The sequence below is a fragment of the Polynucleobacter sp. MWH-Creno-3A4 genome, assembly GCF_018881885.1.
Lineage (GTDB): Bacteria > Pseudomonadota > Gammaproteobacteria > Burkholderiales > Burkholderiaceae > Polynucleobacter.
Genome location: NZ_JACXSA010000001.1, coordinates 1,323,834 through 1,340,195, shown reverse-complemented (window position 1 = coordinate 1,340,195; position 16,362 = coordinate 1,323,834). Strand labels below are relative to the sequence as shown.

Here is a 16,362-nt window from a genome sequence, read left to right as displayed (position 1 = left end):
TAATGCCCCTCCGTTTAACTCGATTTGACCTAGCGCAAGCTAGCCAGAACCTTTTCCAAGCGCTTTAAAGACATTGGCGTTGGGGTTTTGAGCTCCTGAGCATAGAGCGCCACCCTCAACTCTTCGAGTTGCCAACGAAAATCTTGTAGCGCAGGGTCTTCATTCATGGCATAGGCTGCTGAACCCTTGCTGCCCTGAAGCAACTTTTGCCATGGTCTTGCAACCGATTCCCAATCCTTTTGGCACTGGACATCACGAGTCGGGTTGGAGCGCAACTTATCAATTCTGAGTGCGATGGCTTTTAAATAACGGGGGATGTGCACAAGCTGAGCATAGGGAGTCTGTGCTACAAACTTGGCAAAGATTAAACCCTGGAGTTGCGTTTGAATATCAGCGTAGGCAGTTGGAGATGCTGCTTTAGCACTAGCAATCTTCTTCTGCAAATCAGCATAGGCCTGAAGCGCAGCTAAGGCATGTTTAGAAATCTCTTGTGCAATGAGCGCTAAGCGTGGCTTACCGGCCTGTAAGCGCTCTGCAAATTGCTCAGCATTCACAGGCAGAGGATCGATCATGAAAGCCCGCTCAATTGCAAGATGAATAATTTGTTCGATCAAGCCATCGACTGAGCCAATATTAATAAAGAGCAATCCTAGCTCCCGAATACCAGGCAATTGTTTTTGCAGTGCCTTGAGCGTGTCTTTATTACTTAGTGAAAATAATCTGCGCAATCCTTGCTGGTGCTGCTTTCTGGCCTCGACTAAATCATCAAACACCTCTAGGTCACAGTAATCCCCCCGATCCACCAAGGCCGGATAGCCAAATAGGGTCTTGTTCCCCTTTTGGATCTCAAGGGTTTCAGGAAGCTCGCCAAATTCCCAAGAGCGATAGCCTGATTGCTCTACTGAGCGGGCTTTTGCATCCGCATTGGCGCTTACTTTAGGCGCATCTACCCCTAACTCTGTCTGCGCCGTCTCTTGTGCAATCGCCTGAAAAGCACTGCGAGCAGTTTCGCCATACTCTGAGCGAAGGCGTGCAAGGTTACGCTCCACTTCTAGCTGTCGTCCATGTTCATCAACCAAACGAAAGTTCATTGCGGAATGCAGCGGCAAGGATTCTGGTCTAAAGTCTGTGCGCTTAATCTCCAGTCCACGTTCTTTACGAATATCACTGATGAGACTATCCAGAAAGTCACCAACTCCAAATTGCTTGGCATCTAATGTACGCTCTAAAAATGACTTGGCATAGTCAGGCAATGGAACACAATGACGGCGCAGCTTCTGAGGAAGAGATTTGAGTAGTAGCAATACCTTTTCTTCACACATACCTGGCACCAACCATTCACAGCGGCGGCCATCGACTTGATTGAGTTGTGTGAGCGGCACCACCAAAGTCACGCCATCCTTGGGGCTACCAGGCTCAAAGTGATAAGTCAGGTTGAGTTCTGCCCCACCCACCAGAAGCTTCTTGGGATAACGATCTACGGTAATACCTGCAGCCTCATGCCGCATTAAGTCTGCTTTTTCCAGTCTAAGCTGGGTATCAAGTTCAGGTTCTTTTTGCAGCCATGCTTTGAGGCCCTCCCGATTACAAATCGTTTTAGGTAGGCGAGATTCATAAAAAGCAAACAGCAAATCATCATCGACCAAAACATCGGGACGACGTGAGCGATGCTCTAGCGCTTCAATTTCTTTAATCAAACGGCAGTTGTGCCAGAAGAAACCAAATTGCCCAGGATATTTTCTCTTGGCATCCGCTTCAATTTCTCGCTGTAGCGCTGGCGATTCCATGCGACAAAACAGTTCTTCTTGAACTAAGGCCTGTCCAATAAATAACTCACGTGCCTCTGAAAAATTGTGCGGCTCATAGCGAACTCTGCGACCATGGTAGATTGGCAAACCATATAGGGTTCCCCGCTCAAACACCAGCACTTCACCCTGACGGTTATCCCAAAATGGATCGCTTAACGATTTAATCAGGCGATGGGCGGCGACTTTCTCAACCCATTGCGGCTCAATCTTTGCAATCGTGCGAGCATACATTCGGTTTGTCTCTTGCAATTCACCAGCCAAAATCCAGGCACCTGCCTTTTTCCCAATGGTGGAGCCAGGCCAGATGAATGGCCGAATGCCACGGGCTCCGACATACCCACCAGTCTTGCTATTGCGATCTTGAGACTTTTCGTCTTCCTCTTTTTTAGCAACATAACCAAGCAAACCTGTCAGCAATGACAAGTGAACTTGCTCATAGGTAGCAGGCAGGCCATTTTCTTTCCAGCCCTTCTCACCGAGCATGGTATGCAACTGACCATGGACATCACGCCATTCACGAAGACGTCGGGGAGATAAGAACTTGCTTCTGCATAAATTTTCTAATTGGCGATTGCTGTGCTTGTGTTGCAAAGCATCTTGGTACCAGTTCCAGAGCTTCACAAAACTCAAGAACTCAGAGCGTTCATCGGCGAACTGCAAATGCGCTTGATCTGCTGCTGCACCTTGATCCATTGGTCGCTCACGGGGATCTTGGGTGGCCAATGCGGAGGCAATAATGGTGACTTCTTTTAAGGCATTTTGTTCTTTGGCAGCAAGAAGCATTCTGCCAATGCGAGGATCTAGTGGTAAATCAGCTAATTGCTTTCCAATCGGAGTGAGTTTGAAACTATTGTTCAGATCCTTGCCATCAACTTGGTCCTTCTCATCATATTCAATCGCACCCAATTCATCTAATAGTTGTATGCCATCAGTAATAGCCCTGCCAAGCGGCTTATCAATGAAAGGGAAATGCTGAATCTTTGGTAAGCGCAGTGAGCTCATGCGCAGCAAGACTGCTGCTAGAGAACTGCGCAAAATTTCAGGATCGGTAAATTTAGGACGGCTTTGATAATCCAGCTCGCTATATAAGCGGATGCAAATACCATCAGAGACACGTCCACAGCGCCCTGCTCTCTGATTAGCAGCTGCTTGTGAAATCGGCTCAATCTGTAATTGCTCTACCTTATTACGGTAAGAGTAGCGCTTGACTCTCGCCAAGCCACTATCAATTACATAACGAATATTGGGGACGGTTAAGGATGTTTCAGCAACGTTAGTGGTCAGGATGATGCGGCGTCCATTACCTGGATTAAATACCCGCTCTTGCTCAGCAACAGATTGGCGCGCAAATAAACTCAGAATCTCTGGATGAAAGCGTTGCTGGAGAGTGTGGTCTTTACGCAGAGCTTCTGCACAGTCCCGAATCTCACGCTCACCTGGTAGAAAGACTAAGACATCGCCAGCCCCACTAGCCCCTTCTTGCCAGAGATGAGTAATTGCTTCAGTAACCGCCTCAGGAATTTCCTTGGCAACTTTAGATTCTTTTTTACCATCTGGCTTACCAGTTGAATTCGCATCAGGCTCTAGCGGTGCATATCGCTGCTCGACTGGAAAGAGTCGACCGCTGACCTCAATGACTGGCGCTACAGTGCCGTTGATTGCAAAGTGTTCTGCAAAACGCTGGGCATCAATGGTGGCTGAGGTAATGATCAGCTTGAGATCTGGCCGCTTGGTCAGTAATTGCCGTAGATACCCCAGCAGAAAATCAATGTTCAGGCTACGTTCATGGGCCTCATCGATGATAAGAGTGTCATAGGCGCGAAGCTGAGGATCGCGCTGTGTCTCGGCCAACAAGATGCCGTCCGTCATCAACTTGACTGAAGCCGTATTGCTAGTCTTGTCTGCAAACCGCACTTGATAGCCTACATCCTGACCGATGGGTGAGCCCAGTTCTTGGGCAATGCGTTTGGCTGTGGCAGTCGCTGCAATTCGGCGGGGTTGGGTATGGCCGATCAATTTGCCACCATTGATAGTCCCCCTACCCAGGTCTAAACAGATCTTTGGCAATTGCGTGGTCTTACCTGAGCCTGTTTCACCGCACACAATGACCACCTGATGGCTCAGCAAGGCATCCTTGATCAGCTGACGCTGACCCGATACCGGCAACTCCTCTGGAAAGCGGATTTCCAGCCTACGCTGGGTGTTGGAAGCAGGCACAGGCTTTGGCATTGCTTTGGGTTTTTGTTGGTTTATAGGCTCTTGCACCCTATAATTTTCTCACTATGCCAACAAATGCACCGAACCAGGCGCTCAGCGCCACTGAATCTACCTCCAACTTCCCATTTGTAGGATGGTTACGCGACGTTGCCCCTTACATTCATAGCTTCCGCGAAAAGACTTTTGTCATTGCCTTCGCGGGTGAGTTAGTTCAAGAAGCGGGTCTTGAGAACCTCATTGAGGACATCGCGATGTTGCATGCCATGGGTATGCGTATCGTCCTGGTTCACGGTATCCGCCCTCAAATCGAAGAGCAACTGATGTTGCGCAAGATTAAGAGCAAGTTTGGTAAGAGTTCAATAAACAGTTATCGCATTACGGATGCGGCAGCACTAGAGTGCGTTAAAGAAGCTGCCGGTGAATTACGTCTGGATATCGAAGCGGCATTTAGTCGTGGCTTACCCAATACCCCGATGGCTGGCTCTCGCATTTCTGTGATCTCAGGAAACTTCATCACTGCGATGCCAGTCGGCGTGGTCGAAGGTGTTGACTATATTCACACAGGTCTAGTACGTAAGGTGGATTCCACTTCTATCAAGTTATCGTTAGATAGCAATAAGATTGTTTTGCTTTCTCCTTTAGGTTTTTCACCAACGGGTCAAGCATTTAATCTCGCCTATGAAGATGTGGCTGCTTCCACTGCTGCTGCACTGAAGGCTGATAAGTTGATTTTCTTAAGTCAATTTGAAGGGCTTCACGATCAGGAAGGCGATCTCATTACTGAGCTGTCCTTACCGCAGTTGCAAGACTATATGCATGAGCATAAAGATATTGGCGTTAGCATGAAGAGTCTGCTTAATATCTCGGGCCGTGCGATACGGGCTGGGGTGAGCCGTGTTCATTTCCTGCCTTGCAATCAAGATGGTGCTCTACTGGAAGAGCTCTTTACCCATGATGGTATTGGCATGATGCTGGCCTCTTCCGATATTGAAAACTTGCGCGAGGCCAACCAAGACGACGTTGGCGGCATCTTGCAATTAACGATGCCACTAGAAGAGGAAGGCATCTTAGCGGCCCGTGGGCAAGATGTGATTGAACGGGATATTCAGCGCTTTTCAGTGATTGAGCATGACCGCGTACTCTTCGGTTGCGCAGCCCTCTTTCCCTTCCCCAATGGTGTTGGTGAATTGGCTTGCCTAGCAGTCGATCCAGATGTTCAAGGATCCGGTGACGGCGAACGTTTATTAAAGCGTATTGAAATGCGCGCCAAACAAGAAGGTATTAAAAAATTGTTTGTACTCACCACGAGAACAGAACATTGGTTCTTAAAGCGTGGCTTTAAGAGGGCAACGGTAGATGACTTACCTGAAGAAAGAAAGCAAATTTACAACTGGGACCGCAAGTCCATGGTCTTAACTAAAGATTTATAAGTAAAAAGTAATTATTCAGAAAGGCATTACAGATGGCACGCATGGTTCAATGCATCAAGCTCAACAAAGAGGCTGAAGGAATGGATTTTGCTCCGCTTCCTGGCGAGCTTGGCAAAAAGATTTGGAATCAAGTTTCTAAAGAAGCTTGGGCTGCCTGGTTAAAGCAGCAAACCATGTTAATTAACGAAAATCGCCTCAATATGGCCGATCCCCGTGCTCGCCAGTACCTTCTGAAGCAGGTCGAGAAATACTTCTTTGAGGGTGGTGCAGATATGGCACAGGGTTACGTTCCACCAGCTGAGTAAATCTTGATCTGGAGTGTTGACACAGTCAAAACACAGGCATAGGATGTAATTGTGGTGAGGCAGTTTGAGTGCCCCGCCACATTGGCGAAAGCCATTTAAGAATAAGCACATCTATGTGCTTATAGGCTAAGGAACTAAATACCTTCCGAGTGCCTGCGCCATGCAAACCATGGCAAACAACCCGATGGGCATACCCCGTCGGGTTTTTTACTTTCTAGAGGACGATTCTTTCCACGCCAGAGGTATTGCTGACCAACAAGATGTCCGCTTTTTCTTTGGCAAAGAGTCCAACCGTGATCACGCCTGCAATTTGATTGATTTGAGCTTCTAAAGCAATAGGGTCGCTAATCTTCAATCCAGCAATATCCAAAATCCAACCACCGTTATCTGTCACAAAGGGCTCACTAGGGGTTTGTTGGAGATCAGCCCGAATACTTTTGGCTGGGCGCAAGGTTACTTTACCGCCAAGCTTTTCCAGCTCTCTAGCAACCACACCCTTTGCCAAAGGAATGATTTCTACTGGAAGCGCGAAGTTACCGAGTACCGGCACTTGCTTAGAGGAATCGCAAATACAAATAAATTGCTTAGCCATGGAGGCAATGATCTTTTCTCGAGTCAGCGCCCCACCGCCCCCTTTGATCATGTGGCCAGCAGGATCGATTTCATCGGCGCCATCAACATAAGCTGGAAGGCTGACGACATCATTGGGATCTAGCACTTTGAAGCCATGCTTGAGCAGTCGCTCAGTAGTGGCATTCGAACTGGAAACCGTACCTGCAAAATGATCTTTGTGGGGGGCTAAGGCATCAATGAAGAAGTTGGCAGTTGAGCCAGTACCCACACCTAAAATTTGTCCAGCAGCCAGCTTGAGAACCTCATCCCGAGCTGCTTCACCCACCATTTGCTTTAATTGATCCTGAGTCATGTGTCCGCCAAACGCCTTTACTAGAACTGAGTAATGAATGCATCTATCATATGATATTCATCAGAAACCTTCCAAAGCAGACTTCTTTTAGACCCATAAGCCATGAATAGCACCGCCCTTGCATCCAGTCAACTTGAGCAGCTCAAGAAATTCACGACCGTTGTAGCAGATACAGGTGACTTTGAGCGCATGCAAGAGTTTCAGCCGCAAGATGCCACGACCAATCCATCCCTTATTCTCAAGGCGGCACAGCAAAGCAATTACCAATCTTTGGTGAACTCCGTTAAGGCTGCACACCCAGGCATGAGTCCGACAGACCTAGTGGACTATATCTTGGTAGCGTTTGGTTTAGAGATTCTAAAAATTGTTCCTGGCCGCGTTTCTACTGAAGTCGATGCACGTCTTTCCTTTGATACAAAGGCAACAGTCGCTAAAGCGAAACACCTCATTTCCCTGTACGAATCTCATGGCATTGATCGCAAGCGGATTTTGATCAAGTTAGCTGGCACTTGGGAAGGCATTGCTGCCGCAAAAGAATTAGAGTCTGCCGGTATTCATTGCAATATGACCCTGCTCTTCTCTTTAGTGCAAGCTGCCGCGTGCGGCGCTGCCAATGCCAAATTGATTTCTCCATTTGTCGGTCGCATTACCGATTGGAATAAAGCAAAGCTTGGTACTAGCTGGAGTGATGCCAATCATGGCGGCGCCAATGATCCTGGTGTGACTTCTGTCAAACGCATTTACCAATACTACAAACACTTTGGCATTGCTACTGAAATCATGGGTGCGAGTTTTCGCAATACCAGCCAGATCCTTGAACTAGCAGGCTGTGACCTACTAACTATTAGCCCAGAGCTATTGGCAGAGTTGAGCGCGAATACTGCTAGCGTTAGCAAGAAATTGGATGCCACTAGCGCTTTGAATGCGCAGATCACCCCATTAAAGCTAGATGAGTCGAGCTTCCGCTTACAACTGAATAATGATGCAATGGCCACCGAGAAATTGGCTGAAGGTATTCGTAATTTCTGTATCGACACAGAAAAACTAGAAGCCCTACTTGCGTAGAGCCTTGCCATTGCTAGAACTACTTATTTTTTGGCAGTGCTGATACCAATCAAACTATAAAGGGGGCAATTGCCAATCATTCCAGTCAATAGCGGAATAATTCCAATCCAAGCCCAAGGGCCAGTAATCCCAAATCCAGCTAAACCCATTAGGGTAACGCCAACTGTCATCCGTAGAACGCGTTCAGTGTGACCAATATTGCATTTCATATCAACCCCTTAAGTATGTATTTAGTAAGTACTAAATTCAGCTTAGGCTTATTTTTTGGTTTTAGCAAGACGTTGTCTTAATGTCTCATAGAGACATACACCACTAGCCACCGATACATTCAAACTCTCCACCACTCCCTGCATCGGGATACGGACAAGTTCATCACAGGTCTCTTTAGTGAGGCGGCGCATGCCTTCACCTTCAGCGCCCATCACGATCGCAATCGGGCCTGTCAGATCAATATCGTAGATCGATTTTTCAGCTTCATCATCAGTGCCAATTAACCAAACACCCGCTTCTTGCATTTCTTTCATGCTCCGAACGAGATTGGTTACGGTAATCACGGGCATCACTTCAGATGCGCCACTAGAGACTTTGCTGACGGTAGCGTTGATTGATGCTGAACGATCTTTAGGAATCACCACTGCATTGACACCAGCACCATCGGCTACACGCAAACAGGCGCCAAAATTATGGGGATCGGTAACGCCATCCAAAACCAAGAAGAGTGGCTTTTGCTGCGCTTCCTCGACATCCTCCACCACTTCTGTAATGGTGCGAGCAATGGTCATCTTTTCAGCTAAGGCAACGACGCCTTGGTGGCGATCATGACCAGTCAATTTATGTAAACGCTCTGCATCTGCTGCATGCAAACGCTCACCTAAGATTTCTTCTGCTTGTTTTAAAAAATCGCCCATACGTCGATCACGACGACTAGGGTCAAAATAGACCGCCTTAAGACTATCTGGGTCAACGCGTAAGCGCGCTTGTACCGCATGAAAGCCAACCAATATTTGTTTCATCTGATGTGCTTATTCTCTACTGTTCTTATTTACGACGAGCCGCTCGGGTATTGCGCACTGGAGGCTTATTTCCAGCGGCCTTTCCTGGCGTTCTACCGGGCTTATTGCCTTTGCCGTTCTTGCGACTAGCCTTGCTCTTCGATTGGGTGGCACTCAGTGTTCCAGCAGACTTAGCAGCATTCACATTAATGCCGCTGGGCTTTTGTGGAGTCTTATTCGCAGGGCGAGTCTTTTTAGATGCCGCTTTTTTATTAGGTCTGCCAGTATCAGCCGCTAAGAGCAATTGACGGCGATTAGAGGCGCCACTCGCATCAGCCCCAATAGATTTAACTAGACTAAATTCGATCTTACGGGCATCTAGGTCGACACGGCTCACCAATACATGCAGGCGATCGCCTAAGCGATAACGAATACCAGTGCGTTCACCGCGCAACTCTTGACGTGCCTCATCGTATTGGAAGTAATCTCCACCAAGTTCGGTGACATGGACCATACCCTCAACAAATAGGTTTTCCAGCTGAATGAACAATCCAAAGTTGGCAACGCTAGTTACTGATCCTGCATATTCTTGACCAAGATGGTCACGCATGTAATAGCACTTGAGCCAAGCTTCAACATCTCGCGATGCCTCATCAGCACGGCGCTCATTGGATGAGCAATGGACTCCTAACTGACCCCAAATAGGTAAGGCAGCATTACCGCCCTTCGGCGTTCTAACGCCTTTGCTTGGGACAGCCTTGGCATCATTTTGGGATTTCTTGGCATTGACTGCATTCTCACGACCCTTACCTTTACGTGGCAGTGTCAAATTCAATGGCACGTTCGGCGGAATAACGGGAGCGTAAGGCTTCTTTTGCAAGATGGACTTGATCACGCGATGGGTCAGCAAGTCAGGATATCTGCGAATCGGACTTGTGAAATGAGAATACGCTGGATAAGCCAAGCCAAAGTGGCCTTCATTATCGGGCTGATACATCGCTTGTTGCATGGAGCGCAATACTACAGATTGCAACATATTAGCGTCAGGACGATCTTTAATTTCACGCATCAATTTTGCAAAATCGCGTGGCTTAGGTTTCTCGCCACCGCCTAGTGACAAACCAGAGGTTCTCAGCACCTGACGCAAAGTCACCAACTTCTCTTCGGAGGGCTCACCGTGTACACGGTAAAGACTCAGATGTTTATTCTTCTCAATGAAGTCGGCAGCACAGACGTTCGCCGTTAGCATGCACTCTTCAATTAAACGGTGAGCATCATTGCGCAAGCGTGGTTCGATACGCAGAATCTTGCCCAGCTCATTACTAATGATTTGGGTCTCAGTCGTCTCGAATTCAATTGCGCCACGTCGCTCGCGTGCAGCCAGGAGAATCTTAAATAAAGAGTAGAGATTGCCCAATAAGGGACGGAATTGCGCAAAACGCGCTGCTTCAGGCCCTTTACTATTTGAGAGAATTTCCCAAACGATGTCATAGGTAAAGCGTTGTGCAGAATGCATCACTGCTGGATAAAACTGGTAGGCCAAGACTGTACCGTTGTTATCTACTACGGAGTCACAGACCATACAAAGACGATCTACATCAGGATTGAGCGAGCACAAGCCATTAGAGATCTTCTCTGGGAGCATCGGAATGACACGTCTTGGGAAGTAGACTGAGGTTGCCCGGAGCAAGCCTTCGTCATCCAAGGGATGTCCAGGTTTGACGTAATGGGAAACGTCGGCAATGGCAACAATCAAACGCCAGGCTTTAGTTTTGCCATACATGATGGGTTCGCAATATACCGCATCATCGAAGTCTCTCGCATCAGCACCATCAATGGTGACCAATGGAATGTCCCGTAAATCTACTCGACCCTCTAAATCGGCCTGCTGAACTGTATCGGGAAGCGCTGCAGCTTCTTTCATAGCAGCAGCTGAGAACTCATGTGGCACACCATACTTGCGTACAGCGATTTCGATCTCCATCCCAGGGTCATCAATCTCGCCCAAGACCTCAACCACGCGGCCAACCGCTTGGCGATAGCTATCTGGATAGTCAATAATTTCTACGCTAACTACCTGACCTAATTTTGCTTGTCCCTGTCCTTTTGGCGGAATCAAAATGTCATGACCAATGCGGTTATCTTCTGGCGCAACAATCAAGACACCGTTTTCATTCAAGAGACGGCCAATGACTACCTTATTCGCGTGCAGAACGACTTCAACAATTTGCCCTTCAGGACGACCACGTCGATCTGTTCCTAATACTTTGACGTTCACTCTATCGCCGTGCATTACACGGGACATCTCTCGTTCAGAGAGAAAAATATCTTCCCCACCATCGTCGGGAATTACAAAACCAAATCCATCTCGGTGACCCTGGACTGTTCCTAAACGATCAGCCTCTCGCGGCACCAAGTCTTTTGCTTTACGCATTTAATTCCTTCGGCAATACATGCCCTTACTATATATCTGTTGATATCTATTTTTGTTATGAATAGGCCTACTGTATCAAACCACTAAGACCAATCTGAAAAAGCCAAAATGGGGTTCAAAAAGCCTAAAAACGCCCATCCCCCTATAATAGAGGCATGCCCAGGTGGCGAAATTGGTAGACGCACCAGCTTCAGGTGCTGGCGATCGTAAGGTTGTGGGGGTTCGAGTCCCTTCCTGGGCACCAAACACTCTCCATAGACCCTATATGGGGTTAAATGAAGCAAATGCAACCCTAGCTAAGCAAGAAACCTTGAACTCCAGCCTTTTAAAGAAAACCAGTACTAAGGGTAAAGAAATTAGCCTTTTTTCTGCTACCGCCCTAGGAATAGGCGGGATGATGGGCGCTGGTCTCTTTTCTTTGCTTGGCACCGCTAGTGCACATGCTGGTACTCATGTACCACTCGCCTTCTTATTGGGAGCAATTGCAGCCTCTTTCTCGGTCTACTCTTATGCCAAATTGGGTGCCACCTTTCCGAGTAGCGGCGGAGCAGCTACTTTTACCGTAATGAGCTTTGGCGATGGACTGATTTCAGGGGGGCTCAACTCATTTCAATATATTGCTTATCTGATTGCAGCAGCACTGTATGCTTGTGGATTTTCTGAATACGCCAACACCATTTCCGGCGGAAATCTCTCAGCATTCGAAGTCAAAATCATAGGTGCAGTCATTGTTGTGCTGTGTGCGGGAATCAATCTACTGGGCACCGATATTGTTGGTAAAGCTGAAACCATTGCAATCGGTTTTGTCACCATCGCCCTGCTTCTGTTTTCTGCTGGTGGCATTCATATTGCCAATGTCAGCAACTTTGAGGCGTCTGGCTGGTCTATGAATGGCATCGCTATTGCTACTGGGATCCTCTATATCAACTACCAGGGCTTCGGAGTGGTAACCAACTCCTCTAATGCAATGCGTGAGCCGCAAAAAGAACTGCCATTAGCGATGTTCTCGGCACTCATCTTAGTAACAATAGCCTATGTATTGGTGAGCACCGCCGTAGTGCTGTTAATGAGTCCAGTACAAATGCTCCAATTTAATGGGCATGTACTAGCTGATGCCGCTCAAATGGTTGCTGGAAAGCTGGGCTTTAGCATCATCGCCGCCTCTGCACTTTTAGCTTGTGCAGCAGCACTCAATGCCACGATTTTTGCAGCATCGAATATTGCCGCAGACATGGCCAGAAAAAGCTCGATCTCCAAGATTCTGGGTGGGGCTGTTTTAAAAACACAAATCCGTGCTTTAAGCGTTTCTTCATTCATTGTGATTGCCTTAGTGCTAGCATTTCCATTGGATGTAGTTGGCAAGATGGCTAGTCTAGCCTTCTTATTGGTTTATGCAGCCATTACTTATGGCCACATCAAGGTACGGAAGCAAACGGGCGCCAAACTTTGGCCCTTATGGACTGCGATTGTGGTGAACCTCAGCTTGTTTACTACGCTATTTATTAACGTGGTCGAGAGCGCCCCTGGTAGCGCAATCGCATTGGCCTTAGCCCTCTTTGGATCTTTTGGCCTTGAGGCACTTTCTAGAAGTTATCTAAAACACAAGTTGGATTAAATCCAAGCCTTTTTTAAATCGCCATTGAGCGATGCAAGATCTTGGCTTTCATTTCTTCCCAAAGACTTTCATAATCCTCGGTTTTTTCGTCTGAAAGCTTTACAGGATCATAAAGATGTCCAAAAACAATGGACTCTCTTTTTACTAAAGTCTTCTCAAACTCTGACAACGCAATAGGCTTATCCTCCAGATCTCGCGTGAGCTCTGCGGAGCAAATAATCGCCTGCTGATCATCCTTATCTACCACTGCAAACTCAATAAATTGCTGGGACTGATCGACAATAACCAAAGTTCCCCGAGCATAAGTGAGTGCATCATGCTGTTGCACGATATAGGCTAAAAACTGATCTTCGTCGACCCTCTCCATCTGCAAATCATCAATAAAGAATAAATACTGATCGCCATCGCCATTAACCATCGTAAATACCTTTGGAGTAGCGCCGTGACCCAAAACGATATTGCGATAGTAGCTGGCTACTTCAATGGCGAGATTTTCTGAGAAAAGATGCATAACAAATTCACTTTGGTTTTTAGTTAAGTCAGGTTCTTCTTCAAGAACTCCATAGTTCTATCCCAAGCTAGCTTTGCTGCCGCTTCGTTATATTGCAAAGGCGGCAAGCCTCGCACATCAGATTTTGGGTTAGCAAAAGCGTGTTTGGCATCATAGCGCTCAAAATCATAATGAATACCCGCTTGCTGGAGTTTTTCCTCGAGTGCATCTACCCCCGAAATGCTGAAAAAATCATCGTGCAAGGCCCAATGGGCTAGCATCGGCTTCGTAATCGCCTGAGCATCAACATACTCTAGCGGTGGATAGCCATACCAAACTACCGTGCCATCTAACTCTGGAACATTGCATGCAGATAGTACGGTTAGTGCGCCGCCCATACAAAATCCAGTGACTGCTACTTTTTTACTACCAGTCGATTTGAGATATTGAACTGCGCCACGAATATCTTGACCTGCTGCGTCTCCAAAGTTCAGATCACCCATCAAATGCTCAGCCTCATTCGCTTCGAGCGCCAACTTACCACGATATAAATCTGGGACGAGCGCGCGGTAACCTGCTTTAGCTAAACGATCTGCTACAGACTTCACTTCATCATCTAAGCCCCACCATTCTTGAATGACGACGACTCCAGGGGCATCAGTTGAACCAGCTGGCTCGACTAGATAACCCTCCAGCAATTGACCATCTGGCCTTTTAAATTGAATCATGTGCACTCCCTATTTCTGTTTTCTTAAGCGTTATTTTCTGCAGGAATTTTGGCATCAGTATGAATATATCCTACCAGCCAAAATGTCAGCAAACCACAGACGGCTGCCCCATAGCCCACTAGGTTGTAATGCTCCATCATGCCGTCTGGCCGAATCGTCACAATCATGCCCGCCACTACAGAAGCAATACCGGAAGCAAGCATTTGCGTTGAACCCACCAAACTCATAAAGGTTCCCCGAATTTGAGGGGTGACCACTTGGCTCACCATAGCCATCGCGGGGATCATCCGCCCTGAAATCAGGATGAAAAAAGCTGTAGAGTTAATCAATACCATCCACAAAGGCACCGGAACTAAATTGGTAGTCACGATCAGGGGAGCTAAGCTCACAATCGCCAAGAATCGAAACACTTTGACCTTGCCATACTTGTCAGCCATATGTCCGATGTATCTCGAACTCATTAATGTCGCCACACCACCACAGAGATAAATCAACGAGATATAAGAATCCGCAACACCGACGTTAGAGGTGAGATAAAGCGCAATGTAGGGAATCACCGAGAATCCCGTCAACATAATTAAAGCCATGAATAAAAAGGCTCGCAAGTGATGATGGGCGATCACGATGTCATAAATTTGCTTCCAGCGACTGCCTTCGTGAATATGATGGAGGTGTCCAGATATTTTGGGAATATTGCGATAGCCAACAATCAAAATAATGATGGAGATTAGACCGATGAAAATAAAGGGGGCGCGCCATCCTAAAAATTGAATATGGTTTGCTAAGAACAAACTGAGTGGCACACCTGCAACCGTTGAGACCGAGAATGCCGCCATGACCGTACCCAAGGCTTTACCCCTCCGCTCAAACGGAATGGAGTCTGCCACAATAGTTTGCACTAGAGATCCTAAGATTCCACCAAAAGCACCTGCACAAGCTCGAGCAATAAACAGTGAGTGATAGTCTGGTGCAAATCCACAGGCAACCGTCGCCACGATAAAGCAGACATAGAGACGCAACAACAGTCCTCTACGCTCAAAACGATCAATATAGTAGGTGGCAAATACCCCTGCTATCGCTGCCGCAAATGTATAAGAAGAAAGTAACAGTCCAAACTGATGGGTATTGATGGGCAGGGCTTTAATGAACTGAGGCCCCAAAGGCATCATGATCATGAAATCCAAGATATGTGTGAACTGAATTCCCGCTAAAGCTAGGAGAAAAAAACGTTCTCGCTTGGGGGAATCAAAAAGGTTGGAAGGCTGGCTCAAGGTCTACTTTACACACACTGGTCAATATGACATTATCACCTCTGATACCAATATTTGCAGACCACCCCTTATGTCAATCATTTCAGACCCACTAGCCAACTCCTCCTTGCTAGGCATTCCATTCATACCATTGATCACGGATATCTTCTTTGGCATTCTCGGTCTATTAATCATCCTAGTTTTTCATGGCAGTCTGCTCAATCACATTATCATGCGTTTTGAAATCAAGACTGACTCAAATTTGAAACTTGGTCAATACAATCGTGTCTTCATGCACTTCTATGCGTCATTCTTCTTTATCGCCCTAGTTCACATCACTGAAATTATTCTGTGGAGCTTTTTCTTACTGGGCTTAGGCCTCATGAAAGATGGTGTAGAAGCTTTGCTTTTTGCAGGCAGTTGCTACACCACCGTTGGCTTTCAGGCAGATACTCTACCAATGGGATGGAAAAGCTTAGCGTTTTTTATTGCGTTTACAGGATTATTTTCTTTGGCCTGGACTACCTCAGGCATGTTCGGCATGACCGATGCCTACAAAAAAGCTTGGAATCTCAAGTATGGTCGTGAAGATTTGACTTCTTCTTAATGTAATACCCATAGACACAACGATTTCCCCCTCTTGAAGGGTTATGAGTGTCATAAATCACTCCGTCAATGACGGCAGTGAGATGCTTCGATACCTTCACAATGAGGGTATCGGTTGGCAATTCAGTAGGCCTCAAATGCACTTGGCATCCGGCGCCTACTTTCATCGTCGGTACCCACTCAAAGCCATGACTCAGGATGTAATCATGAAAGACATTACGATGATTTCCATTACGGGGCGATGAACCTTTCCGCGTGAGGTGTCTTGAAAGCTTGTTATCTCGCTCGTTCGCGTACCGAGCATTGGCCTCACGTAGATCTTCATAGACTTGTAAGTAAGGAAGATTGGCAGCAATCGCAATGGATCTCACCACACAGTCACCTGCCCCACCCTTAAAGCCAGCTGCATCTCTACCACCATCATGCATCCGAAAGGAAAAGATGGGATGGGATCGAGAGAAGAGATTAAAGAAGCTAAACATGTGCTTGATAAGATT

Annotated in this window: 14 protein-coding genes and 1 tRNA gene; 6 read left to right on the top strand and 9 right to left on the bottom strand. The window is 47.0% G+C overall.

All coding sequences use genetic code 11. The features are described 5' to 3' along the window. Window positions 1-29 precede the first annotated feature (29 nt). The gene (gene hrpA / locus IEN92_RS06850; protein WP_216863911.1) at window positions 30-4,037 is read right to left on the bottom strand and encodes an ATP-dependent RNA helicase HrpA; all 4,008 of its coding nucleotides are present in this window, start codon (window positions 4,035-4,037) and stop codon (window positions 30-32) included. A 53-nt stretch (window positions 4,038-4,090) separates the two neighbouring features. Between hrpA and argA the strand changes: the two genes are divergently transcribed. Next, entirely contained in the window at window positions 4,091-5,455 is a 1,365-nt protein-coding gene (gene argA / locus IEN92_RS06845) for an amino-acid N-acetyltransferase (protein WP_216161854.1), read from the top strand. A 32-nt stretch (window positions 5,456-5,487) separates the two neighbouring features. Further along, on the top strand, window positions 5,488-5,760 hold the full coding sequence (locus tag IEN92_RS06840; RefSeq protein WP_062308940.1) for an oxidative damage protection protein: 273 nt from the start codon (window positions 5,488-5,490) through the stop codon (window positions 5,758-5,760). A gap of 214 nt (window positions 5,761-5,974) precedes the next feature. Here the strand turns inward: IEN92_RS06840 and rpiA are convergent, their stop codons facing one another. After that, window positions 5,975-6,685 carry a ribose-5-phosphate isomerase RpiA gene (rpiA, locus tag IEN92_RS06835; RefSeq protein ID WP_216161852.1) on the bottom strand — a complete coding sequence of 237 codons (711 nt, stop codon included), beginning with the start codon at window positions 6,683-6,685 and terminating at the stop codon, window positions 5,975-5,977. Between the two features lie 102 nt (window positions 6,686-6,787). On the opposite strand from rpiA, the gene tal reads away from it, so the two are divergent. After that, a complete protein-coding gene (gene tal / locus IEN92_RS06830; protein WP_216161849.1) occupies window positions 6,788-7,750 on the top strand; it encodes a transaldolase in 963 nt (320 codons plus the stop codon). A gap of 23 nt (window positions 7,751-7,773) precedes the next feature. Here tal and IEN92_RS06825 read toward each other — a convergent pair whose 3' ends face one another. Genes IEN92_RS06825 through rnr form a run of 3 tightly spaced genes read right to left on the bottom strand, consistent with a single transcriptional unit; the run spans window position 7,774 to window position 11,176 of the window. Beyond that, on the bottom strand, window positions 7,774-7,959 hold the full coding sequence (locus IEN92_RS06825; protein ID WP_215376174.1) for a DUF2892 domain-containing protein: 186 nt from the start codon (window positions 7,957-7,959) through the stop codon (window positions 7,774-7,776). A gap of 48 nt (window positions 7,960-8,007) precedes the next feature. Then, entirely contained in the window at window positions 8,008-8,763 is a 756-nt protein-coding gene (gene rlmB / locus IEN92_RS06820) for a 23S rRNA (guanosine(2251)-2'-O)-methyltransferase RlmB (protein ID WP_216161846.1), read from the bottom strand. 25 nt (window positions 8,764-8,788) lie between these two features. Continuing rightward, on the bottom strand, window positions 8,789-11,176 hold the full coding sequence (gene rnr / locus IEN92_RS06815) for a ribonuclease R (protein ID WP_216161843.1): 2,388 nt from the start codon (window positions 11,174-11,176) through the stop codon (window positions 8,789-8,791). 157 nt (window positions 11,177-11,333) lie between these two features. Here rnr and IEN92_RS06810 point away from each other — a divergent pair. Next, window positions 11,334-11,420: transfer RNA gene (locus IEN92_RS06810), tRNA-Leu, on the top strand. Between the two features lie 21 nt (window positions 11,421-11,441). After that, window positions 11,442-12,791 carry an APC family permease gene (locus IEN92_RS06805; RefSeq protein ID WP_216161840.1) on the top strand — a complete coding sequence of 450 codons (1,350 nt, stop codon included), beginning with the start codon at window positions 11,442-11,444 and terminating at the stop codon, window positions 12,789-12,791. A gap of 13 nt (window positions 12,792-12,804) precedes the next feature. On the opposite strand, the gene IEN92_RS06800 is transcribed toward IEN92_RS06805, so the two are convergent. From IEN92_RS06800 to IEN92_RS06790, 3 genes are read right to left on the bottom strand one after another with little or no spacing between them, the layout of a single operon-like run. Further along, window positions 12,805-13,302, bottom strand: a complete 498-nt coding sequence (locus IEN92_RS06800) for a hypothetical protein (protein ID WP_216161837.1) — start codon at window positions 13,300-13,302, stop codon at window positions 12,805-12,807. A gap of 23 nt (window positions 13,303-13,325) precedes the next feature. Further along, window positions 13,326-14,009: a dienelactone hydrolase family protein gene (locus tag IEN92_RS06795; RefSeq protein ID WP_216161834.1), complete on the bottom strand. Its 684-nt coding sequence runs from the start codon at window positions 14,007-14,009 to the stop codon at window positions 13,326-13,328. A gap of 23 nt (window positions 14,010-14,032) precedes the next feature. Beyond that, a complete protein-coding gene (locus IEN92_RS06790; RefSeq protein WP_216161831.1) occupies window positions 14,033-15,280 on the bottom strand; it encodes an MFS transporter in 1,248 nt (415 codons plus the stop codon). Between the two features lie 70 nt (window positions 15,281-15,350). Here IEN92_RS06790 and IEN92_RS06785 point away from each other — a divergent pair, with 70 nt between their 5' ends. Next, the gene (locus tag IEN92_RS06785) at window positions 15,351-15,866 is read left to right on the top strand and encodes a hypothetical protein (RefSeq protein ID WP_215376154.1); all 516 of its coding nucleotides are present in this window, start codon (window positions 15,351-15,353) and stop codon (window positions 15,864-15,866) included. Here IEN92_RS06785 and IEN92_RS06780 read toward each other — a convergent pair. Next, on the bottom strand, window positions 15,832-16,347 hold the full coding sequence (locus tag IEN92_RS06780; RefSeq protein WP_216161828.1) for a hypothetical protein: 516 nt from the start codon (window positions 16,345-16,347) through the stop codon (window positions 15,832-15,834). The two genes, IEN92_RS06785 and IEN92_RS06780, sit on opposite strands and share 35 nt — an antisense overlap. Window positions 16,348-16,362: the final 15 nt, after the last annotated feature.